This is a genomic window from Gracilibacillus saliphilus, from assembly GCF_010994085.1.
Classification (GTDB): Bacteria; Bacillota; Bacilli; order Bacillales; family Amphibacillaceae; genus Gracilibacillus; species Gracilibacillus lacisalsi.
In genome coordinates, this window is sequence record NZ_WJEB01000007.1 from 14,331 (window position 1) to 38,103 (window position 23,773).

Annotated in this window: 21 protein-coding genes; 3 read left to right on the forward strand and 18 right to left on the reverse strand. The window is 36.1% G+C overall.

What is annotated here, in order from left to right:
- Window positions 1-13 precede the first annotated feature (13 nt).
- From essC to GHT08_RS08900, 8 genes are all read right to left on the reverse strand, one after another.
- Window positions 14-4,459 carry a type VII secretion protein EssC gene (essC, locus tag GHT08_RS08865; RefSeq protein ID WP_163581072.1) on the reverse strand — a complete coding sequence of 1,482 codons (4,446 nt, stop codon included), beginning with the start codon at window positions 4,457-4,459 and terminating at the stop codon, window positions 14-16.
- A 167-nt stretch (window positions 4,460-4,626) separates the two neighbouring features.
- Window positions 4,627-5,910 carry a type VII secretion protein EssB gene (gene essB, locus GHT08_RS08870; RefSeq protein WP_163581073.1) on the reverse strand — a complete coding sequence of 428 codons (1,284 nt, stop codon included), beginning with the start codon at window positions 5,908-5,910 and terminating at the stop codon, window positions 4,627-4,629.
- Between the two features lie 19 nt (window positions 5,911-5,929).
- Complete coding sequence (locus tag GHT08_RS08875) at window positions 5,930-6,199, reverse strand: EsaB/YukD family protein (RefSeq protein ID WP_163581074.1); 270 nt, start codon at window positions 6,197-6,199, stop codon at window positions 5,930-5,932.
- Window positions 6,200-6,211: 12 nt separating this feature from the next.
- On the reverse strand, window positions 6,212-6,697 hold the full coding sequence (gene essA / locus GHT08_RS08880; RefSeq protein ID WP_163581075.1) for a type VII secretion protein EssA: 486 nt from the start codon (window positions 6,695-6,697) through the stop codon (window positions 6,212-6,214).
- Window positions 6,687-10,298, reverse strand: a complete 3,612-nt coding sequence (esaA, locus tag GHT08_RS08885) for a type VII secretion protein EsaA (protein WP_163581076.1) — start codon at window positions 10,296-10,298, stop codon at window positions 6,687-6,689. Before esaA ends, essA begins: the two co-directional genes overlap by 11 nt.
- A gap of 219 nt (window positions 10,299-10,517) precedes the next feature.
- Window positions 10,518-10,814 (reverse strand): WXG100 family type VII secretion target, encoded by a 297-nt coding sequence (locus GHT08_RS08890; protein ID WP_163581077.1) that lies wholly within the window; start codon window positions 10,812-10,814, stop codon window positions 10,518-10,520.
- Window positions 10,815-11,434: 620 nt separating this feature from the next.
- Window positions 11,435-12,706, reverse strand: a complete 1,272-nt coding sequence (locus GHT08_RS08895; RefSeq protein ID WP_163581078.1) for a hypothetical protein — start codon at window positions 12,704-12,706, stop codon at window positions 11,435-11,437.
- 34 nt (window positions 12,707-12,740) lie between these two features.
- Window positions 12,741-13,325, reverse strand: coding sequence for a histidine phosphatase family protein (locus GHT08_RS08900; protein ID WP_238343532.1), 585 nt, complete (start codon window positions 13,323-13,325; stop codon window positions 12,741-12,743).
- Window positions 13,326-13,493: 168 nt separating this feature from the next.
- Between GHT08_RS08900 and GHT08_RS08905 the strand changes: the two genes are divergently transcribed.
- Complete coding sequence (locus tag GHT08_RS08905; RefSeq protein WP_163581080.1) at window positions 13,494-14,645, forward strand: AI-2E family transporter; 1,152 nt, start codon at window positions 13,494-13,496, stop codon at window positions 14,643-14,645.
- Between the two features lie 48 nt (window positions 14,646-14,693).
- Here GHT08_RS08905 and GHT08_RS08910 read toward each other — a convergent pair whose 3' ends face one another.
- The 4 genes from GHT08_RS08910 to GHT08_RS08925 form a co-directional block, all read right to left on the reverse strand.
- Window positions 14,694-15,251, reverse strand: coding sequence for an isochorismatase family protein (locus GHT08_RS08910; protein ID WP_163581081.1), 558 nt, complete (start codon window positions 15,249-15,251; stop codon window positions 14,694-14,696).
- Window positions 15,252-15,281: 30 nt separating this feature from the next.
- A complete protein-coding gene (locus GHT08_RS08915) occupies window positions 15,282-15,878 on the reverse strand; it encodes an AAA family ATPase (RefSeq protein ID WP_163581082.1) in 597 nt (198 codons plus the stop codon).
- Between the two features lie 95 nt (window positions 15,879-15,973).
- A complete protein-coding gene (locus GHT08_RS08920; RefSeq protein WP_163581083.1) occupies window positions 15,974-16,153 on the reverse strand; it encodes a hypothetical protein in 180 nt (59 codons plus the stop codon).
- 39 nt (window positions 16,154-16,192) lie between these two features.
- Entirely contained in the window at window positions 16,193-16,537 is a 345-nt protein-coding gene (locus tag GHT08_RS08925; protein WP_163581084.1) for a hypothetical protein, read from the reverse strand.
- Window positions 16,538-16,692: 155 nt separating this feature from the next.
- Between GHT08_RS08925 and GHT08_RS08930 the strand changes: the two genes are divergently transcribed.
- Window positions 16,693-17,016 (forward strand): MazG nucleotide pyrophosphohydrolase domain-containing protein, encoded by a 324-nt coding sequence (locus GHT08_RS08930; protein WP_153835425.1) that lies wholly within the window; start codon window positions 16,693-16,695, stop codon window positions 17,014-17,016.
- Between the two features lie 388 nt (window positions 17,017-17,404).
- On the opposite strand, the gene GHT08_RS08935 is transcribed toward GHT08_RS08930, so the two are convergent.
- The 5 genes from GHT08_RS08935 to GHT08_RS22385 all read right to left on the reverse strand — a co-directional run bounded on the left by GHT08_RS08935 (window position 17,405) and on the right by GHT08_RS22385 (window position 21,452).
- Window positions 17,405-17,935 carry a GNAT family N-acetyltransferase gene (locus GHT08_RS08935; protein ID WP_163581085.1) on the reverse strand — a complete coding sequence of 177 codons (531 nt, stop codon included), beginning with the start codon at window positions 17,933-17,935 and terminating at the stop codon, window positions 17,405-17,407.
- A gap of 19 nt (window positions 17,936-17,954) precedes the next feature.
- Window positions 17,955-18,119 carry a hypothetical protein gene (locus GHT08_RS08940; RefSeq protein WP_163581086.1) on the reverse strand — a complete coding sequence of 55 codons (165 nt, stop codon included), beginning with the start codon at window positions 18,117-18,119 and terminating at the stop codon, window positions 17,955-17,957.
- A complete protein-coding gene (locus GHT08_RS08945; protein ID WP_163581087.1) occupies window positions 18,120-18,845 on the reverse strand; it encodes a DUF998 domain-containing protein in 726 nt (241 codons plus the stop codon).
- Window positions 18,846-19,266: 421 nt separating this feature from the next.
- A complete protein-coding gene (gene abc-f, locus GHT08_RS08950) occupies window positions 19,267-21,150 on the reverse strand; it encodes a ribosomal protection-like ABC-F family protein (protein ID WP_163581088.1) in 1,884 nt (627 codons plus the stop codon).
- Window positions 21,151-21,323: 173 nt separating this feature from the next.
- Window positions 21,324-21,452, reverse strand: coding sequence for an RAxF-45 family protein (locus tag GHT08_RS22385; RefSeq protein WP_272953889.1), 129 nt, complete (start codon window positions 21,450-21,452; stop codon window positions 21,324-21,326).
- Window positions 21,453-21,597: 145 nt separating this feature from the next.
- On the opposite strand from GHT08_RS22385, the gene GHT08_RS08955 reads away from it, so the two are divergent.
- The gene (locus tag GHT08_RS08955) at window positions 21,598-22,488 is read left to right on the forward strand and encodes a PhzF family phenazine biosynthesis isomerase (protein WP_163581089.1); all 891 of its coding nucleotides are present in this window, start codon (window positions 21,598-21,600) and stop codon (window positions 22,486-22,488) included.
- A gap of 88 nt (window positions 22,489-22,576) precedes the next feature.
- On the opposite strand, the gene GHT08_RS08960 is transcribed toward GHT08_RS08955, so the two are convergent.
- A complete protein-coding gene (locus GHT08_RS08960) occupies window positions 22,577-23,575 on the reverse strand; it encodes a quercetin 2,3-dioxygenase (protein ID WP_163581091.1) in 999 nt (332 codons plus the stop codon).
- Window positions 23,576-23,773 lie beyond the last annotated feature (198 nt).

Sequence of the window (23,773 nt, forward strand, 5' to 3'; positions counted from 1 at the left end):
CAATTCCTCCTCCTTATCGCGGAACTTTTATTTTAATATGTTGATGATCTCTTGCGTAATAGGCTTCATACGCCGCAGGATAGGTTTCCTTGCGAATAAATGGTTGACTGAAGATATCCTGATCACCTAGACGCATGCTAACTAAACCTACATTCGATAATTTCCGAACCACTTTCGCTGGCTTTTCGAAGCTTGTGCTAATATAACTGGAATCTCCACAAACAATAAAATGTACATCTACCTTTGGACCTTGTTCAAATAAAACCGATAGATCCTCTTCTAACAGAAGACTTCTTTCAGCAAAGTCTTTTAAATCCCTAATCATAATCATCCATTTCACACCATTATGATCACCTTTGGTGCGAGTATTAATTTCCGTTAGAATATTTCGTTTTACAGCTGTGATGCCATCGTCATCAGAAATATAGGCATTCATCGCTGCTCCAATTTCTGATAAACCTTGGTCAATGGTGTCAATAAGCATTGTTTGATATGGCTCCCTCAGCAATGTCATACTCTTCGTGATCGCATTTGTCATTTTATCCAGACCATCTTTTCGATCACTGACAACGGTTAGGAAACCGTCTTTTTCCGGATCAAATCCTAGTGGTGCCACGTCTTCAAAGTCCAATCCAAGTGGTAACTGGCTTTGTTCCACCAGTTTCTTCGTTTTCTTTTTCTGCTTAAATGCTTCAAATTCAATTGCACCCTCAGGCATCATTGGAATTTCCTCTGGGAGCTCTCCATCCCAGAATGCTTCCATATCTTCTGCGATTTGTTTGATGCCCTCTATAATATCCAGAGCCTCTTCTCCTTCTGCAGGCAATACCGTTTGGAATAACGCAGGTTCATCCAACTTCAGTATCCCCCGTCCAGGTATCTCTTCAATTTCTAGATCTGTTTTGCCGACAATGGTACGAACTTCGATTGGATCAATTAAATATAGTGACACTTGTCGCTTAATATTCGATAATATTGGCATACGCATGGCACTTTGACGTCCAGCACTAATCGCTAAGTGGATACCAATACTTGCCCCTTCACGAGCTATCTGAGTAATCAGCTTGTTAAACTCATCTCCAAAATCAGCATCTTTGACAGAGTCAAAGTTATCGATCATCAGGAATAAGTTCGGGATCGTTTCGCCACTTGCCTTCTCATACATTTCCATATCTGCAACGCCATAACTACTTAATTTTCTCTTACGTTCAGAAATAGTACTAGTAAGCAGGCGAATCCATTTTTCTACCTTTTCGGTTTCATCCAGCAATATTGTATCTGCGACATGTGGTAAGTCTTTCAGTGGTAATAAACCATTGGTACCAAAATCTAATAAGTATACATGCAAATGTTCTGGATTATGCTGCTGAACAAGATCCATCAACAAGCTTTGCAAAAAGGTAGACTTTCCGTATCCCGGACTGGAAAAGACGGCAATATGGCCATCTTTGGTAAGGTTGACCGATAACGGTTTTTGCAGTTGTAATTCAGGCTGATCTAACATAGCAATTGTTGCTTCCAACTGTTTCTTAGGTTCATTCCATGCTTCCTTAAAGTCCACATCATGTAAATCATTCGCATAGATTCGTTCAGGTAATGGCGGCAACCAAGGTCTTGGCAATGGTTCAATCTGCTGTGCTTCAGTGTAGTCATGGATATAGTCAATGACCGCATCCAATTCAGTTGGTACACTTTCCACTTCTTCCTTCTTATCCAAACCACTCAAATCTTCCGTTAGGATGTCGTATTGACCTAAATCATTAATCGCATAAATGGTTGTGTCTACATATTCATGATCCTCTTTATCGGCTACATAATCTGCTCCACTCCAGGCACTCTGGAATAACTCATAGATTTCATTGTTCCCAACCTGCAAATAAGCACGACCTGGCAAAGTAATTTCTGCTGCATCAGGTGTTTTTAATACTTCGTTGGAATCACTAGCATTCTGTACTTTTAATGCCAGTTTAAATTTGGAGTTAGACCAGATTTGATCGTCGACTACACCACTTGGCTTTTGAGTCGCCAAAATCAAATGGATCCCTAGTGAACGGCCAATTCTGGCTGTAGAGACTAATTCTTTCATAAAATCTGGTTGTTCCGATTTTAATTCGGCAAACTCATCCGAAATGAGGAACAAATGCGGCATCGGCTCGCTTGCTTTTCCTTGCTTATATAATTTCTGATATTGATTAATATGATTGACGTCATGTTCGCCAAATAGACGTTGACGTTTCTGCAATTCTGCTTTGATAGAAGCTAATGCCCTCATAGATTGTGTACGATCGAGATTGGTAATCGTTCCAAGTAAATGCGGCATTTTTTTAAATAAATTAGCCATACCTCCACCTTTATAGTCAATCAAGAGGAAGGCAACTTCATAAGGATGAAAATTAACTGCAAGTGACAGAATATAGGATTGAATAATTTCGGACTTACCAGATCCAGTTGTACCTGCCACTAAACCATGTGGACCATGTGCTTTCTCATGCAGGTTCAGCTGGACAAGATCATTAATCCCTCTCAACCCTAATGGAACGGCCATTGTTTTATAGGTTTCGTTCATTACCCAACGCCCGCTAATGTTTAACTCTTCGACTTTTTCTACGCCATACATTTCAAGGAAGGTAACACTTTCTGGTATTGAATTTTTTAAACTTTGTAAATGGTTTAACGGTGCCAGACCTCGCGAAACCTCTTCTTTGTTAAATCCTTCTGGAAAATGATCTGGCACAAAATTTTTATTAACCAATTCTTCTTCTTCTAACAAAATATTTCCCGTCTTCATGTCGCGAATGTCGATAACGGTTTTGACATGTTCCGGAAGAGACTGCATGACATCTTGCACAAATACAAGAGAAACCCCTAATTCACTCGGATCTTCATTAAAAAACTCCATGATGATATGATCCAAAATTAGTTTTTCATCGGTAATCAAAATAACGTAATGTGGTGTGAAAATGGTTTTTTCCTGAGAGTTCGCCTTTTCTTCTAACACTTGCTTACGCTCTTTTAAGACTTGATACATGGAATGCAGTACTTGGTCTCTAGAACGTTCATGATAGATAAATCCTCGAACATTCAGATCCTGCAAGCTTGCATGTGGCAACCAGCGCATCCAGTCCCATTGAGGCTTTTCATCTTCTGGAAAAATATTAATAAACTGTATATCATGATAACTATGAAACATGGAAAGCTGAATGACTAACAACTGCAATTGCTCCAACACAAGCTCACGCTGACCGATATAACCGACAGGCCCTTTTGTCAGCGATGTTACGACCGGTACTTGAGATAGTCCTTGAAATTGTGAGCGTAAGTCTCTTGCTGCATCTACTAGCTCATCTTTATCCTGGGTAAACTCTTCTTCGCGAAATTCAATTTCAAAGCTTGTATCGACATCACCTAATCCGGCACGAAAGTGAAGAAAATCATGATGATACATCGTTTTCTCATATATTCGGGCATTCACATCCAAAACTAATTTACGAATCTCCTCTACATCTGGATAATGATAGGTTAGAGCATGGCGCTGTTCCTCCGTTGCATGATAGAGTTCCTTTGTTTTCCGTTCCAGATATTCACGATAAGTCTTATTTCTGTGCTTCATATCTGCTTTATACTGTTTGACACTTTTAACATATGACGTGATAGAGAAAATGATAGTTGTCACCGTCATTGCTAGCATCACAACAATAAAGACTCCTCTTGGTTGAATAAGTGAGACAATGATCAACGCTATGATCATCACAAGCGGTGGTACAATCGTTCGAGCTAGCTGTTCACTCGGTTTGTTCGGTTTACCTGAAGGCTTTGCGATGGTCTTCTTCTCTTCTGGTTCCCGATAAATAATCCGAGGAGAACGATGATAATCAGGATAGTCAGGGCTAAACTGCTCCTCCTTATCCGTAAGTGGGACAAGCTTAAATGTAACACGTCTTCCTGACGGTATCACTTCGATATCTTCCTGGCGAACAATCACGGTTACTCCATCAAAGAAAAGCTGATCACCCGGCTCGACGTAGTTGTTTCCATTGGTAAATGAAAAGTTATGAAATACTACTCCGCCATGTACTTCTAATCGAAAGCCTTCTTGCTCACGAAAAAGAAGCAGATCAGCCTCGACATTTTCGATTACCAGATCATCATATTCATTTTTACTTATCGAAATGTGCTGTTTTGCTGCAATATCAAACAAGTGTCGATTCTCTCTATCCGTTAAATAAAAATGAATGTTGTCACCATTTGAAAGGGATAGCTGTCGTTGTTGCTCCAATCGCTGATCATCTACAAAGCAAGATTCACCATCCCACTTCACTGAGATTGATTGATCGAGCGTCAAGAAAGTCATCGTATCCGCCCAATCATTCCCCACTGTTATATCTTTTGGTGACCCTTCAGATAATCCAGTTTTATGAAGTTGCTCACCGTAATTTACCACAAGTGTTTTCTGTACCATCTGTTCCTTCCTCTCTTCACTAAACCACATGAATATTGCTTAACCGAGTAGCTCTTATAGACAGTTTTACTCTTTTGATTCATTTTTTCCGTAAGATCGATTCTTGCAGACAATTTTTACTTATTGTCCTAAATCAGACTACGTATTCTTGTACTTATACACAATATCTAAGGCTCTTCTTCCTCCGTATTTTCTACAGGAGTATCTTCCTCTCTTATTGGTTGTTCACTTTCTTCTGTTATCTCTTCCTCAGACCCTGCTCCATTATCAAATTGGTTTTCTTCATCTTCACATAAATTATATTCTTCACAATATTGGCGCAACTCGTCTTGTAACTTGCTAACCGTATCATCGCGTTCGGCCCCACTTAAATCTGGGTCATTTCTAGCTTGCTCGAGCTGTTTGATAAGTCCGTACATGATCAATTGCGGATCATCCAAGTATTTTGCTTTATCCATTGCTAATTCGAAATCGCCACGACCATTGTAAATCCAATATAGTAAATAATCTTGATCACTATTTAAACTGATATTTTTCATAATCACGTTTTTATCGTTTTCTGATAATTGTTCAGAAGAAACGTATGAATAAGCAAGAATATATTTGGTTGCTCTAGGCATATCCTCGGCATCTTCGCCATTTAACGTCGTTATTACGTCACTGTAATTAGAAGCTAAATATTCTTCATGCGCATCCAATAATTTATGTTGATATGGAAGACTTATTAAACTAATGTATATCAGTGGCACTGCTAATAAAACGGCAATGATAATAAAAGAAATGGCAAGTCGTTTAAATAACAAGAAACGTCTGGCCGGAACCAACTTCATTGTTTTTTCTGTTTTCTGTTGCTCCGCGTTAAAAGTTGTTTGTAAATAATTGATAAATTGCTCAAGATCCTCTTGTTGATGTACCTTTTTTTCAAATTCCGTGTCTTTTGCTTTTTCTAATCCTCCGTTGTATAACTGATCAAATGTATATTTATTGGAGAATAGCGAAATACTAAAACACTTTAATTGTTTCAAAAAGTCCTGTTCCCCCATTTCAAAAGGAGGAATAATATTTCGTACACCGCGATAAATAATATGAGGTTCGAGGTTATCGTCAAACAGCAGATTATCAGGATGAATAAATAAGGTTAAACGAGACGACAGATACTTGTTTAATCTGGCAAGGTTACAAAGCAGACGTAATTTTTCATGCCGATGGAGCCGCTGCAAATCTTTCCACTGCTTCTTTTTTGGATCAATAAAAAAGGAAAAAGTGAAAGCATCTCCTTCTTCTTTCACTTCTAAAGGTACAAATGATTCCTCTGGTGCCCCAGTTAACATTCGAATTTGCTGGGGATCTTTCACTCGTGTTTGTGATTTAGCTAAGCGCAGCTCCCATCTGTCATCACTAATAGTAAACGGGAGGGACAGGTTATTAAACTCAATCGTTTTTTCTCTCATTTTTAACTTGCTCCTTCTTCTATCTAGTAGCACCTTCACATAGTACAGTTATAATATCTCCACTAGTCACGGGATAGTCGATTAACATATCATCGTCAACTAGGACGAGACCTTTTGTTTTCACTTTAAAGGCAGACTTTGACTCCTTTAGCTGCTCGATTTTCAACGTGTCAATGAGATCCAATAACAGTTGTTTCACTGAAATTTGAACGGGAATGCGTAAATCATAACTCCCCCCAACACCACATTCACTAAAATCAATTGTTACATCAATATGACTATTCTTCATTCTGCACCACTCCTAGTCAGCTAATCTCTGAAACATTAGATACATGCCTCCACCAATGAGACAAGCAAGACCTATAAATCCAGTCATTAGTAATGAAGAACTTTCATTGTCCTCTTCTTCTTCCGTTGAACTTGCTGCTTCAGGTGCAACATAATCCGGAGTAAACAATGCTTGCTTCGTATCATCAATCATGGTATTCGCCTCTATTTCAGTAGCAAATAAATCTTGTTCTAATTTGTCTATTGATTCATGCTTTTCTTCTTTAATGGTTGATATGACCTCTGTAGTCTCTTCTTTAAATAATTCCGGAAACCTCTTCTCTAATTCTGTCTCCCTTTTACTGCGTTCCTCTTTAGAGTCCTTCTCCATGATCCGATCAATTTTCCAGTTGATTTTTCCTTTACTCTCATCGTTATCTTCTGCTGACGCAGACAAAGGCATCAGCAGAAGAAACAAACAACAAATGGAGATTATTTTGCTTATCGATTTAAGCAACATTCTCATCATCCTCTGTTACCTGACTGGATTTTCTCGTAACAACTAACAGATTGGCTAATACAGCAAGTAAGGCAATCACAATTAGACCAAATACGATAAACCCGTAATCAGACGATCCTTGCACGACTCTGTTTAATAATCGTTCGACATATTGTAATGGAGACAAGTCACGCCAATCTCCTACTCCAGATAAACTGTTCGTTAAAGCATTTGTCAAAAATAGGTACATACTCAACACACCAAGTAAAATGAACATACCGATCATTTTCAGTTGTCGTAGTAAATAAGTTGCTGTGAGAACCATGGTAAACATAATTAATATCAGTAACCCGGTCCAAAGTATTAATTTTCCGCCACTAATTTGAAGTAAATAAGCGGACACTAAACCTAATACTAGCCCTTCCAATACTCCAACAGAAGCGATGATACCAGTGATTAGACCATTTTGGCTTACGATAGATTTTTCCTCTTCAAATTGATTCTCTGCCATTCGTTTTTGACTAATAGTTGAAATACCATAACCTGTAAACAAGGCAACTAGGAAACAAATCAAGACAAGAAAATAGGCTGTAAATGTATTGGCTCTTTCAACAATGACTCCTTCATTTCTTGTTTCTACCGGATTAGCCAAGAAATCATATAAATCTTCATTTTGTCTATCACCGATTCGACTGTTTGCCATAACATTGGTGAAGTTATCTATAAACTCCTGATCACTCATTAATTTATTTGTCATATTGGTAGCAAGTACTTCAGCCTCTTGAATTAGATCTGATCCACTTTGCTGAATCGTATCAGCCTGTTCATCGATTTGCTCAAATGTTTGATAAACTGTTTCTGCTTCATTGAGATTATTGGACGCTTGATCTGCAAGAGTTTGACTTTGACTAAATACCGGTTGGAACCCTTCACCAAGGGACATCACCATTTGCTGTTCTTGCTCGTTTGTATTTTGAATTTCTGACTGGCTGTCTATTAAACTTAGACTTTGTTCTCGCCATTTCGTGATATCCTCTAATGTAGTCTGTAGATTTTCATTTAAAATACGGGCTGCTTCTCTTGTATTCACAACGGTAGACGCTAATTCATCAGCTTGTGCTATCGTTGTATTAATATAACGACGGTAATCTTCCATTTGTTTTTCATAGTTCGCTAAAGGCTCTCTTATTTCTTCCGTTACATCCGCAATTACTTGATCTGCAATGTAATCTGTCAGTAATTCTCCAACATCTTTATTAAATAGTGCGTATAATGATTGATCTGACGCCATTTCTGTTAAACTTTCTTCTTCATTCACACAGTTCTTAGAATCAGAGTCGGAATCAGCATCAGTCTCACCCGCAACACAAGTCAAATCTATGCCAAAGTATGCTTCATAAGATGACAATAACCTCTGATATGGCGTAATAGTATCTTCTACAGCACGGATTAAATCTTCTGTAGCATCATCAATCACTGGTGTTTTAACACTATGACGAATATAGTGATGATCTATTTCTACTATTTCAATTTCTTTCTGCTCTTCCTCGTTTTCATCAGGATTTTCTTCTTCACCATTATTTCCACCGTCTTCACCCGGTGTTTCTTCTTCACCAGTTGAGCCATCATCTTCTACTGGATCTTCTCCACTTCCTTCTTCAGATCCATCATTCCTCCCTGGATTTTCTCCTTCTTGATTGGATTCATCACTATCTTCTCCAGTATTCTCATCTGATTGATCTTGCTCGTTTTCACCGTCATTTGAATCACTTGAATCTTCTTGATTATTATTATTCTGATCATCATTACCTGTTCTATCATCCTGGTCAGTTGATGAATCTGTTTCTGTATTCTCTTGTTCATTCAATGTGTCTGTTTCTCCCGTATCATCTACCGATTGAGCAACAGTATAACTAGCAACTATTTGAGTAGGTTCCTCCGTCGTAGGTTCTTCTTCCTCGACTTCATCATCTTGTTCCAATTGTTCAGCATCTTCTTCATCAATTTGATATAACTCCCACTGCCATCGCTTCATGTCATATACATCTAACGGTTGATCCAGATAATCATCTTTTAATCGAAGTGTTAAAGCTACCGTAAATTCTCCGTTCTGATAGGTAGGTAATTCGATTTTGTCATTTTCTTGATAATTATAAATTGTATGTTCTTCCCCATCTGGAAGTTGGATTGATAGTCTGCTAATGGCAAAGCCTTCCGGAATATCGGTAACCTTAAATTCCCTCAGTGGCTTTTCCGACTCCGGTAATATGACGGTATCTTTCAGTTCTATACCATTTATATTTAAACCTTTCTTTAATTCTTGGATATGTTCCGGTAATATCAAATCACGATTAACCGGATAGACTTCGTCAAATTCATCATTGTACTTCTTTGTTACCTTCATAACGTTTTGTATCTCTTCAGCCATTGCTTGAGAAAGATCGCTATCTTCTAATGCCTCTTCATCTAATGAAGGTAATTGCGAGATTTGGTCTTCTATTTTATCTATTAGTCTATCGTTTTGTGAAGTTAATAAATCAGTTACAGCATCATTTCCGTCAAAAGCTTCGCCAATAAACGTTGCTAAGCGTTCTTTAACGTTACTATTTATCGCCACTACATCAAAGTTCTCTTGTTCTTCCTCAATTGTTTGTAATGCGGTATTCAAACGATTTTGTAATCCTCTAGTATGAAATGCAAGATTTTTAACAGGATCCTCTTGATTTTCATCATTTAGTTGAAATTGTGCATTAATGTAATCATTAGTATCTTGAAGGTTTTGTAGTTGACTATTGACATCTCCATTATCTAAACCATTCTGAAAGCCATTTAATTGCTCTGCAAAATCTTTGTGTATTGGACTATTGGATTGTTTGGTTTCTTCTACATCTTGAATATTAGATTGATAGTCTTCAAAGCTACCTAATTGTTCTACCAAGTTTTCTTCATATGAATTCAATGTATTTTCAAAACCACTAAAAGAATCTTTTGAGACTTCTGTATTATCTTTTATCATAGTGAATTGGTTGGTATAACTGGATAACGGGTTATGAACTGCATTATTATAGGTATAGGTTAGTTCTTCGTATTCTTCTACAAAATTCGCAACATTATCCTGAGCTTCCTGTAGGTTACCAATTACACTTGCAAAATAAACATCTATAATTCGACGGTTAAAATCGTTTAATATGTTACTCGCTGTTTCCTCTGCTTGAGCTCGAACAGCCTCACTGTCTGAAGCATTGATTTTATAATTTAATACCACTTGTTCCGGTGACTCTGAATCAATCGATAATGCTTTTTCGGTGAAATCTTTCGGAATCACAATCATCATGTCATATGTATTTCGTTCTAATCCACTTTCCGCGACACCGCGACTAACAACAAACCATTCATGGTTATTCTGGTTGATGCTTTGGACAAATGCATCACCAAAACCTAATTCCACCCCATCAAACGTTGCGCCATCATCTTCGTTGACAAGGGCAATCGACATTCTATCTTCTTGTATATCTACATCTTGAGAAGTTGTGTCACGATCTAATGACACATAAGATAAACCTACTATTAATGTTAGAATCAGCACCAAAAATATGGACAGCTGTAAGATTTTTTTCTTCATATTTCGACATCTCCTACCTATTATTTCGATAATAAAGGTACTTTACAGTAAGCACCATAGTATATTTTAAAAAGTATAAATGAAGGAAATAATGACATAAGGGGATATAGTTAAAAAGGCAGTATGAGGAGCTACACGATAGTAACTATCGTGTAGCTCATGACATAAAATCATAAAACAATAGTTTTTAAAACTAATTCCTTCGACAAATACACTTAATTATCTAAGACCAAAATTTTGAGAAAGTGCTTCGTCTTGTTCTTGAACTGCCTGAGCTGTACTTTTCAATTGAGTTTGAATCTCTAATAAAAGTTGTGAAAAGTTTTCAACCTTAGGAACTAACTCAAGGAATTGTTCGTCAAAGCGCTCAAATGAACGACCTTCCCATTCTCCACGTAGTTGTTCTTGTAAATTTCTCAATTTACTTAATACTTCGTTGATTTGATCTGAACCTTGACCATATACTTCTGCTCGTGATTTTAGTTCCTCAGGCGACATACGAATTTGTCCTGCCATTTTCTTCATCTCCCTTTTTAAAAAGATAGGTGAAAGCTTAAGTACTTTCTGATTATTAGATTAGAAGATTCTAACATTTAAAGTCAACAGATAATCCCATAATATTACAAAAACAGAACGATATACCTAATCCATGATTAAGCGGATGAAATATTGATATTTTTCACTAAAAAATTAGCTAATTCGACAAAACACAACATATTTTTATCTTTTTCGCACCTTTCATTTTTACATTTTAAGGAAAATGTTAATTCTAATGTTCTAAAATAGTTTGAATTAAGGATTTTTTGATGGATATATTATCCTATATTTTTTTAAACTTTACTCTTTTTAAATTTATGAATTGGAAGCAATTTATCTATGAATGGATATAAAGTGTCAGTGATCATTAACGTTAACTTTCCACACTACCTATATATATTTAGAAATTACTAGAAAGAAATGGGGCTAATAGTTCGAAAAAATATTTACAGAGGTGGTCCATTTGAAATGTGATTTTCATCCGAGGTAAAAAGGGAGATAGTGAATTATCCCTCCCCACGGTATTACGTATCCAGGAGAGGGAAGCAACATATTCTATACGTCATATTGAAGAAATATTAAGCTAAAATGAAGCTGTTTTATAACTCGTTTAATTTAACGACTTCACCGTTTATTGCATGAATTCCATAATGACAATCAAACGCCCCACATAAGAGGTATTGTTTTTCTTTCCAATCATATACATAACATGGCTCCAATTGAAATTCCTTTTTTAATTTGTTATATGCATCTTCTTTGGTTACCCTTACTTCTCCGAGCTTTTGAAAGGAGTCAAACATTTCCTCGATATCCTGTGTGTCCACAAAATTGACTACTTGAATACTTGTTGCATCGATCACAAGTACCAACTTCTGTTGAAACACAAGACTCGTCTGGCTTTCTAATTTCAGTAACGCATGAATATAACCATTATCCCGAAATAGTGTATGTAATTTCCATTTGCCAGTATCATCTGGGTATACTTTTCGTAAAAAATTAATGACAGCTTGTACAGATTCTTTCTCTTCTTTGGGACTGATTGGAACAGCATCAGGAGAAGGTTCTTGTGCAAATGCCTGCTCTGTTGTAATTTCTTGATTCCAAGCAATCTCTTTCCTTTCAAAAGGTTCGTCAAGTGGTGTTTGCCAATCGAGTATTTGATTCACATCTACGGAAACTCCTCTGTCATCCACCCTTACAAAAGGAATAATTGACATGTTGTCATTTGTAATATAAGTCTCCTCAACCGCATAAACAGGAATTAAACATTCCTTTTCGTAGGAGGGAAAGTATACTAACTGCAACTGTTCTTTTGCAATTTCTTCAATTTTTTGCAGTGAGAGTGTATACTTTTCTTCATTTACTAGTGTTTTTGGAGGGAAATTGCCATGAACAGCAAACGAAGTAAGTTGGCCTTTACTATCCCATTCAACTTCTATGAAACCACTTGGTGAAACAGCAATACCATCGGTACATTCTTCAAATAAAAGTCTATTATCCTCTTCCTTTTTCAATTGAAAATGTCTACCATATGTTAATCTTGTTTCTTTTTCGATCCAGTGTGTAATGATATCGGTGTCAAAGTTGTCAAATGTTACACCATTGACTGCATATGTTATTCCTCCTACAAAAATGGCACTATTGAATTGTTTAGTATGTATATCCATTTCAATAACAGCTGTGCCTTCCGGATTTAATCCTTCATCCTCTTCTACAGTCACTTGATCTGGAAACCATTCCATGCTTAAAATATATTTCGTTTCGTTAAAAATAGTAAGACTTCGTTCAATACTATGTCGTTTTAAATAATAATTACCTAGTCCATATTTCGTTTTTGTCAACTCTATTAATCCTTTGATTCTTTCATCCATATGGTCAAGTCTCCCTCTCTTTATAAGTGAAAGTCTATTCATGATCACTCCATATTCTCTCTACTTCTGTTAAACTATTACTATCATCTATAGTTAGTCTATAGATGTCAGGTTTTGAGGTACTTTTCCAAAAATCATATCCATAACCCTCATAAAAATAGTTCATAATAATTGTCATGATGTTTCCATGTGTCCCTATCATTATATTCTTTCCTTTGTTTTCTTTAATTAATTGCAAAATAGTAGGAATTGCACGTCTTTGAGCCTGCAGGGTAGATTCTCCACCTTCTAAGCAATATGCTTTATTGTTAAAAGATTGCTCGATTGCCATTAATAGTTCTTGTTCAGGAAGTCTATATTCTAACCCTTTAATTGGTCTTTCCTTTAATGTTTCGTACTCTTTAATGGTTAATTCTTTGTAAGTGGCAAGTCCTTGAACAGTTTGAATTGCCCTTGTATATGGACTTGAAACAATTGCTGCTATATCTGTATCCTTTAGCAATGCCGTTACTTTCCTAGTAGCTATTTGTCCTTCTGGCGATAAACCGCGAACTCTCTCTTCCCCTAATTTGAAAGGGGATTCTGCGTGACGTACCATATATAAGACTGTTGTCAACATGTATCCTCCTCTCATTTGAAATAATACCATATAATTACTTTCCAGTTCATTTATCAAAATCTAAAATTATTGGAAGTATACCTCTATGATGATAAAATTTGGTATATAATTATTACTATAATGAAATAGGAATAAGCTATATTACATAAATAAGGGAGATGCAGAGTAATGGAGTCATCCGACCGTTTTTTAAAGTTTCTTGGTGGTAAAAATATCTTTTATATTTTAATTTTCTTCATTCTAATTGGAATTACAATCTTCATTTATTCGAAGGTTTCTTTTATCTTTTACCCACTGAAGGTTATTTTTTCTACACTGGCACCACCAGTTATTTTAGCCTTTATTGCCTACTATCTATTGAACCCGATCGTAGATTTGTTAGAGCGGATTCGTATTCCAAGAATTTGGGGCATTATTATTCTGATTCTCGGCATTAGTGGAGCATTAACAGGTATTATTTTATTAACCGCACCTGCTATTGAAGCACAGGTAAAAGGTTTAGTAGAGAACTTTCCAAACTATTTAAGTCAACTTGGAGATAGCATGACGACATGGATTCAAAACTCTTTCTTAGGACCATATTATGATGATGGTTACAACTGGCTGATGGAAAGATTAGGAGAACTTCCAGAAATAATCGGAAATTATTTAACTACGGGGTTTCAAGGGATACAAAATATTGCAAATACCATAACCACTACTGTTGTATCCATTATAACCTTTCCATTCGTATTATTTTTCCTGTTAAAGGATGGGAAAAAGTTCAAACAATTTAGTATAAAACTATTCCCACCGAAGTTTCGTGATGATATGAAGCAAATTTTATCTAATATGGATACCCAAGTAGGTTCCTATATTCAAGGTCAAATCATTGTTGCATCTGTGATTGGTATCTTGCTATTTATTGGCTATCTCATCATCGGCCTTGATTACGCATTTACGTTAGCAATTGTTGCAGCTGTTACGAGTGTTGTGCCTTATTTAGGTCCAACCATTGCCATCATTCCAGCCATTATTATTGCAATTGTTGGTTCACCATTTATGTTATTAAAGCTGGCTATTGTATGGATTGCGGTACAATTTCTAGAAGGTAATTTCGTATCACCTAATGTTATGGGAAGAACAATGAAGGTTCATCCATTAACCATTATTCTGGTTCTACTCATTGCCGGAAATTTATTCGGTATCCTCGGAGTGATTCTCGGAATTCCTGGCTATGCGATTGTGAAAGTTATCGTAACCTATCTGTTCCACAAATTCAAAAAACGATATAACAAATATTTTGGAGATGACCGTGGACATTATGAAATCGAAGAATGATCAAAGCATCTGTTTTCTTTGTAATGAAAACAGATGCTTTTCCCATTCTTAACGGTATCTATCATGAATGGGATTAAACAAATCTTCATCACTATTCCTAACGATTGAAAAATTGTCTACATTATAATGACTATGAAGTGTTTCATTATGATGCTGGATGATTTGTTGTGCAGCCAAGTGTTGGGATTCAGATGTAGAGTGACCATCACCAACTAGTGTTACGTCAAAGCGATTGACTGTTGCCGTTCTAACAGCTGTATCAATGCAATGCTCCGTCTTACACCCCATTAGCACAAGATGTTCTACGTTGGCATGATGTAAATGTTCTTTTAAAGGAGTACCATAAAATGAATTAGTAGCTTCTTTATCCAATATCACTGCCGTGGTTGGCACGTTTATATCTTTGTGTATCTGAAACCCTGGACCTTCACCACTGGCAACATCTAAATCTCTTATGAAAACAATTGAAATTCTCTCATTTAACGCTTTTTGAATAACTGTATTAATATTTGTAATGATTCGTTCTTTATCAAACACACCTTGTTCTTCCGTACTTCCTTCCATTAAGTCTTGCTGAGCATCGATTACCAATAACGTTTGCTTCAATATTTCTCCTCCTTTGATATTACTAGTTAACTAATTGATAAAGCGAATATGCTTTATTTGCGTTTTTATTCTATCTAGCTTTTTTTTGAATTTGTTTCTGTTGTCAGGGAGTAATTCAATGTTTGATTGGGAAGCAATAGTTTCTGCTACACGTTCAATCGACATATAATCAGTGTCTATCCGGTGTTGAAAAATATCATTGGCTAAACCTTTAATACATCTATCTATCTGTTGTTCAGCCCATGAATCTTTTCTTTCACCTCTTTTTCTTAATCTTTTCTTCAACGTTTCTTCTGATGCCCATAATACAAAATCATGTACTGTGACACCATCATTTCTTAGTCTGCCTATGATTTCTTCAAAATACTGCGGATTTACAATAGTCATTGGAGCAATAATCACTCCGTCATACTCACAATCTAAGTATTTTAAAGTAGTATAATTTAGCTCGCGCCAAATACTGTAATCCTGAAAATCCTTTTTGCATATATTCTTAGGTATATTCTTATTTAGAAAAAAACCGACGTTTTCTGGGTCATACACAAAAGAATGAGGAATTCTTCTATGTAATTCATATGATGTTTGCGTTTTTCCTGCCCCGAATGCCCCATTAAGCCAAATAATCAATTAAACCACCTATTTTCCTGTAGTAATAGTGAATATATTAAATTAATGAAGTCGCTAAAAAAGAGGCAATGTTCTAGTTATTTCATTATTAATTTTCATCTGCTCTTTTTTTTACCAAAATAATTCCAAACATAATAAACAATCCAGAATACAATTACAGACAGTAACGCTAATGGCTTTAATTTTGGAGGTAAATAGATTGCAAGAATAATCGAAGTTAGTAAAAACGGTGGCATAAGTATCCAATAACGCTTGTTTTTGAAGTCTTTAAACATAATATTTTCACCTTTAACTCCTAAATAATAAAAACTCTTTTATACAATCAAAAAATAAATAGCTACTGAAATAAGCACTGGTACTAGTGCCCCCTTGACTTTACTTTTCTTCCAGACATCTAACGTACAGGTAACACCACCCACAACCAAGATGACAATTCCCATATATTTGATAAAATGAATCCCAAAAAGATTTCCAACAGAAGTGACAAAGTGGCCAATCAAAAGAAAACCTACCGTAAAAATAGATTGGGGGGATGTTAAATCTTGCTTGGCAGAAGCCCTATCCTCTGAATCCATTCTCATATAAGCACTTATAACCATAATAGTCGGTGTTCCCCACATAATAAGGAACGTGATTAATGAATCATAATCTATTTCCAAATCTATCCCACCCTGTCAACCTAATCTCTCGAAAAATCACTCTCCAATAATTGTAACTCATCAGAAAAGGTTTTAACACCTAAAATTCCCATAATTTACTACATATACTTTTTTGTTTAAACTAGAGGAAGCGATGACAAAGGAGGTAATCAAATTTGAATGTTAACGAATTTCAAGATTGGGTAAAGGAACATTATGATCAAAGGGGGTGGACAGATTTAGATATTTTCATACGTATTGGTTTCTTAGCTGAAGAAACAGGAGAAGTCGCTAGAGCTATAAGAGCTTTGGAAATTGGCAGGGATAGACCAGATGAATCGCCAGGAACCATGTCACAGCACAAGCAAGAATTAACAGAAGAACTTGGTGATGTTATTGGTAATATCATCGTGATTGCCAACAAATACGAAATTCCACTCGAAACAATTTTTCAATCTCACCGCGATAAATTAGATAAACGTTTTAATTCAAATAAGTAATGATTCTGGCAAATTATTTATATGGTACAAGGCTTTCTTTTTACTTTTCCTAGAAAAAGCTAATTGGATTTCAATTACTTTAGTATTAATTATGATATATTTTAACAGCTTCACTACCACTTCGGCTGCCCACTTCCCTTTCCTTGGGGTTTGCCCTTCAGCTAACTTTTTCGAACCAAAACCGCTCGAAAAAGTGGATCTTCAGGTCAAACAATTCCTACAGGAGTGGAAGTGGGCGGCCTATGCTAAGTACTGCTCTACAACATATGTCTGAGCTATAAACTTGGATTATCATCCCATAAACCCGCTAAAATTTAGCATTGAATTCTCTATCTCTGGCATTATTACACTCCTAAAAAAGGCTATACTATTAAGCCCTGAGTGATTGTTACTTATGATATTCCATTAACCAACAATCTTGATACTCCCCTTCGTGTAGCTCATGATTTGGGAGTATTCTAACTTTTTTAAATCCGCAATTTTCATAACATCTTAATGCTCTTGAATTTGTAGTTTGGGGATCCATAACTATACAATCTGCATTTTTATATTTAATTAAAAATTCAACCATGGAAGAAACAAGTAATGTACCAATACCTTTATTCCAAAATTTTTCTTCACCTATAAATTGATCCATGCCATAAATATTCTCATCAACATATCTATATTCTTCCTTTGTTTTATCGTCTAGTCGATAGAATTGGATATATCCTATATCTCTGTCTTTATACTCTACTATACACTTAACTGTTTCATCTTTTGAATCATAAAAATCTTTTTTAACTTTTTCTAAATCAAAGGGATTGTCTCTTCCCTCGTAAAACTCAAGAACTGACGGATTGGAAAGCCATTTTGCTAATTGGTAGCTATCTTCTTTTTCTATTTTCCGTACTTTTAACTTTTTATTTTGGAATAACACTTATACTTCTCCTCCCGAATCAAGTTACTTCCCTTTTAAAATAAAATACCATTCCATTAACTCCTGACAGCTCCCATCCTTCTCGACCTAGAGCATTTAATTTGTCAGTCATTACTTCACTGAAATTAGTATTAGCCTTTAATTGAATTTGAATGTCTTCAACTCGATATTCGAATTGCTTCACTTACCTTCCACTCCTTTCAAAGTTTAAATTTCTCCAAAGAACAACCGCTGTAATTACCATCCAGAAATAGACCGCACCATAAAGTATTCTCTGCAAAAGCCCACCTGGAAGACTGATGAATGGAGGTTGATAAAATAGAAGTATTAGTGAACATGTGGTAACTACGGTACAAATACAAGTAAAAATGGCTAATGAGGGCTTTACGTTTCGAATAGCAATACTTATAAGTACTAATGCAGGAATTTGAACAATCATACCTGGCATGGAACCAAGCGTATGCCAAAGAAAATTTATATCAGCAGGAATAATACCGGAAATGTTATAGCTAAGTCCAAAGATTACCAATAATACGGTAGCTATGCTTGTCTTCTTATTATCTGGCCAAAATTGATGTAAAGCTATAGCGCCAACGAATATCACAATACCCGTAACGGCAAAAGTCCAATTCATTAACAAATGGTAAGGCGAACAAATTTCATACGGTGCGAGTGGATAGGTATTCTTTCCACATGATGTAACACCTAAGTCACTCATCGGTTGTTCGAGAAAATGGTATGGTGCAGTAGTTGCTTGAATAACGATATACTCCATGACGAAATACAAACTTAATGATATCCAACTGACAAAACCAATTCTCGCAATGATTGTGCGTTGATTCCGTAATAGCAAAACTATAAGAAACGAGATAACGGTTAGTGCAGCCATCCAAATGTAAGATGTATACATTACATCCCTCCCAATTATATTCTTAAAATCATTTTAGCATATAATTCCAATTTATTTTCATTAAGATAAAAGGATTGCATGCTCGGCAATCCATACTTAAACCAATCCTCTTTATTTTTCACTAAAAAAATTTGACCTTCTAAAGCACTGGCACTTAACCCTTCCCATTTAGTAAAGTACAACCTGACTAACCATGATTTATCCGCAACTGATTATATCCCCCGGCTTCCTTGGATTTCACCAATTAACCAAAGGAGGGAAACGAGCTCTTCCGGGGATAACTGTCTCTCTTCCCTGGATATCATCGTTTATCCAAGGAAGAGAAAGACTTTTCCAGGGAGGGGCGCGAGTCCTTCACGGGATAATTGCCTCCCTTCCCTGGATATCATCATTTATCCAAGGAATGGTTAATACTCTTTTTTTAATAATGCTTCTCTAATTGCTCCAAAAGCTTCTCCCATTCATGTTCGAGTTCTTCTTTTTCTTGATACAATTGTTGCAATTTCTCCAAATCGTCCGTTTCCAGCAGTTTCTTTTCTATCGTTATTATTCTTTCCTCTGCTATTTCTATTTTTTTCTCTAAATTGTTATTTTCCATACGCTGATTAGTTGATAATGAATTTTTCTGTAAGGATGATTTCTTCTTTTTTTCAGTACGTCTCTGGACTTCTTCCCCTCTAAATTCAATCATTTTCTGCTTTGCCCAATTATAATCTCCTTCAAAGCAGTAGAGAGTCTGGGCTTCAATCCAATATATTTTTGTAAATAGCTTATTAAGGAAATAACGATCATGGGAAACAGCTAAAATAGTACCTTGAAAACCTTCCAGCGCTTCTTCCAACACTTCTCTCGAGTCAATATCTAAATGATTCGTTGGTTCATCGAGAATAAGCAGATTAATATCTTGATACATCATCTGTGCTAACCTTAAACGCATTCTTTCTCCTCCGCTAAGCTGAGCAACTTTTTTAAATACATCATATCCGTAAAACAAAAACCGCGATAAAATTCGCCTAGCTTCTCCTTCAGCCACTTTTACCACATCTCTAAATGTCTCGATAACTGTTTCGTCTTGTACATCAAAAAATATATTCTGAGAAAGGTAACCTATTTTGACATTGCTGCCAACCCTCACCTCTCCTTGGTCAGGCTCCAATTGTTGCAAGATTAGTTTAATCAATGTTGTTTTGCCTGTTCCATTTTCCCCGATAACGGCTACTCGTTGCTGATAGGATACGTGCATATTAAGATCATGGAATAACAGCTTTTCATCAAAGGCTTTTGATACTTCTTTAAGGATTAACACATCATTTCCACTTCGATCTGCTCCATCCATTTGTAGGCTCATTTTTTTACGATTTATTATTGGTCGTTGTAATTTTTCCATTCTTTCTAATGCTCTCTCCATATTTCTAGCTCTTCTGTGAAGATCCGCATTTGGTGGATTGGCTCTATTTGCCCAGTCTCTTAATCGTTTGATCGCTTCCTTCATTTTTTTTATTTTTTTCTGTTGTTCCTCATAGGCTTGAAATTCCCGTAAAAGTTTTGCCTCTTTTTCCTGAACAAAGCCTGAGAAATTAGTATGATAGGCATTTACTTCTCCATCTTCTAAGTCAATGATCTTATTGACGACCTCATCAAGGAAATACCTATCGTGTGAAATGATAAGGACTGTTCCACTATATTCCTGAAGGAAATTGCCAAGCCACTCGACTGCCATTAAATCCAAATGATTCGTCGGCTCATCTAAAAGTAGTAAATCGGGTTGTTGAAGCAACATTAAACCTAAGCCTACTTTTGTCTTTTCCCCACCACTTAGTTTAGTAAATAATTGATCAAGTAATAATGGAATATTTAAACCTTGAACGATCCCCTCAATACGGGATTCTATTTCATAACCACCATTGAGGCTGAATTGATCTTGTAATTGCCCATAATCAGTGATCAGTTTTTCCAGCTTATTAGGGTCTATCTCCTTACTCATGGCAGCCTCTAACTTCTTCATTTTTTCTTCTTTTTGTAGTAAAGAGGAAAAAGCAGACCTTAGTACTTCCCTCACCGTTGTAGCCTCATCATACCGAGGAATTTGTTCAAGGTAACCGATTTTCGCTCCCTTTTGCCAATGGATTTGCCCTGCATCAGGTGTCTCAACACCTGCCAGTAAACGTATTAATGTTGTTTTCCCACTACCATTTCGTCCAACTAAGCCAACACGTTCATTTTCTTTTATTTCAAATGTTATATCTTCAAAAATGGAATTCCCACCGTACATTTTCGCTATTTTATTAACACTGCATACAATCATTTTCTAGTATCCTCCTAAAAAAATATAAAAAACGCCATGAGAAGACATTTCTTCCCATGGCGTTTTATAGACCTTCCGAAAATTCCGTTTTATAGCCATAAAAAAGAAGAGCATGAAAAAGCTCTCCTTACAATACGTCCATATATATGGGGGTAAGAGATGTTTTCACTGTTTTAGCTTGCTATGGAATTGTTAAAAAAGGGCATACGTATCCCGTTAACAAATTCAATCGCAAATTTTGCACGGTTAAAATAAAGAAATTCCGTCCAATAACCGTACACTAAAACAGCTTGATTCAACATCTTACCACCACCTCCGTTCGTTTAAGTTATTTATATTTTATTACTTGAAGGAATTTATTTCAAGCTTTTACTAACTAGTAATTAATATTTAATGTATAATTAGTACTAAAATTTCTATTTTAACAACTTTGGGGGGAAACATATAGTGAAGTCGGTAAAGGTTTATCACTACGATGTGTTTAGTAAAAAGCCTGGTAAGGGAAACCCTGCTGGTGTAGTATTAAACGGTGAAGAATTGTCTGATGCAGAAATGCAAGAAATCGCTTTTAAAGTGGGATTTAATGAGACGTCTTTCCCAATTAAATCGGAAGTAGCAGACTTGAAAATACGCTTTTTTACCCCAGGGCACGAAATGAATTTATGTGGCCATGGAACAATGGCGGCTGTTTATGCTTTAAAATCAAAGGGCTTACTAGGAGATAAAATAAGTCTTACCATTGAAACGAAGTCAGGGATTTTACCAGTTAGCCTTCTACCAACTATAGAAGACGATTTCCATATTACTATGAAACAGGGTACCCCAACATTCAAAGCATTTAATGGTTCAAAGCAGGAGCTAGCAAAAGCTATCGGATTAGATGAATCTGATCTTCATGATGTGTTACCAGTTTTATATGGAAGTACTGGAACCTGGACATTATTAGTACCAATTAAAGAGCTAAAAGCTTTTCAGAGAATGAAACCTAACAATAAAGAGTTCCCTACTATATTAAAGGAGATGCCAAAAGCTTCTGTTCATCCCTTCTGTGTGGAAACTTATGATCCTCATGCTGACCTGCATGCGCGACATTTCTCTTCTCCTTATTCAGGTACGATTGAGGACGCTGTAACTGGCACTGCTTCAGGGGTAATGGGAGCATATTATGTTACATACCTAGATACATACTTCCAAAAATCTCTGAAACTAATAATCGAACAAGGTTATGAAATAAACAAAGATGGTCGGGTTATCGTTCATGTTTCAAAGCAAAAGAATTCCTTAGATATTGAAATTACCGGTAGTGCCGTTTTGGTGGGGGATTTTCAAGTATACTAAAGATGACAGGATTTTAAATAGTGATATTAGTAAAAATGGGGAGGATTAACATTTCTTCCCCCCCGATTTATGTAAACAATAAAACCTTTTAATCTTGATTGACAAACTTCAAATCTAGCTTATCTATATTATCTAAAACTCTATCAAATCGTATTTGCTTTGGTTTACTAGGGAAAATGTGATGCTCATATGGCTCTCCTAAAGTTCTAAAGAATGGTTCAAACAGGCCAGTCGCTAATAAACCTATCATCTTTGTATAATGGGAATCAAGGCGATAGGAGTGAATGGTGTTCTCTGGTACGTGAAGAAAATCCCCTGGGTACATTTGAATTTCCTCACCATTTGCCCACATGGTCATTGTCCCTTCAAGACAAAAGAATGTCTCAGTATGGTGTTCATGATAATGATCGTTAATCTTTTCTCCCTTTGGACCTTCACTAGCAACGATAATAAAGTGACCATCTGTATTTTTTTGAGATGCAATAATTCTGTGTAGTTGATCACCAGCTACTAGACGATCCCCTTCCCCAGACTCAAGCACATAAGGAGTTATGTTATCAGGAAGTTCATGATTTTCTACTAGTTTTGCATTTTCTCCCTTTTGCCGATCCCACAGAAATCTAACATCTGCGGAATTCGAAGCTTCCATAAACTTCTCATGTGGAATTTCATTACTAGATTGTGGAGGATGTTCTATTTTTGAATATGGTTGCCCTAGGAATGAATACAGGTTTGCTGTTTCTCCTTTTGCCGTATATGATACAAATCGTGTTCTATGGCTCTGCATTCGATAACTATGGATTGTTCCTGGTGGAATATGTGCATAATCTCCAGGTAAAAGTAAATAAATCTCTTCATTTATGGAAAGTTCAAGCTTTCCATCGAGCAGTAAAATTCCCTCGTACGTTTGGTCATGAATATGAAATGGAAATGCATCCCCTTTTCCTCCTGAAATCAAAACGATTTCAAACTTACTATCTGTACTTGACATATCGGCCATAATAGTAGCAACTTGTCTCCCGAAAAGAAATCGCTTTCCATCTCCGCTTCGAAGTAAATAAGGCTTTTTCTCCTTTGGTAGTCCCATCAAGATAGTTGATTGCACAATAACTCTCCTTTATTACCATATTTTACTATTCTATTTTATTCTAAAATATATAAGGGCTTTATTCAAACACGTTCGCTTCTACTGAAACAATTATCATAAAAAATAAAAAAACATATCGCCTACTATATATATCGTTTTTTCATTTGCATGTTTAACGTTCTTCAGAAAGAAGTCTCC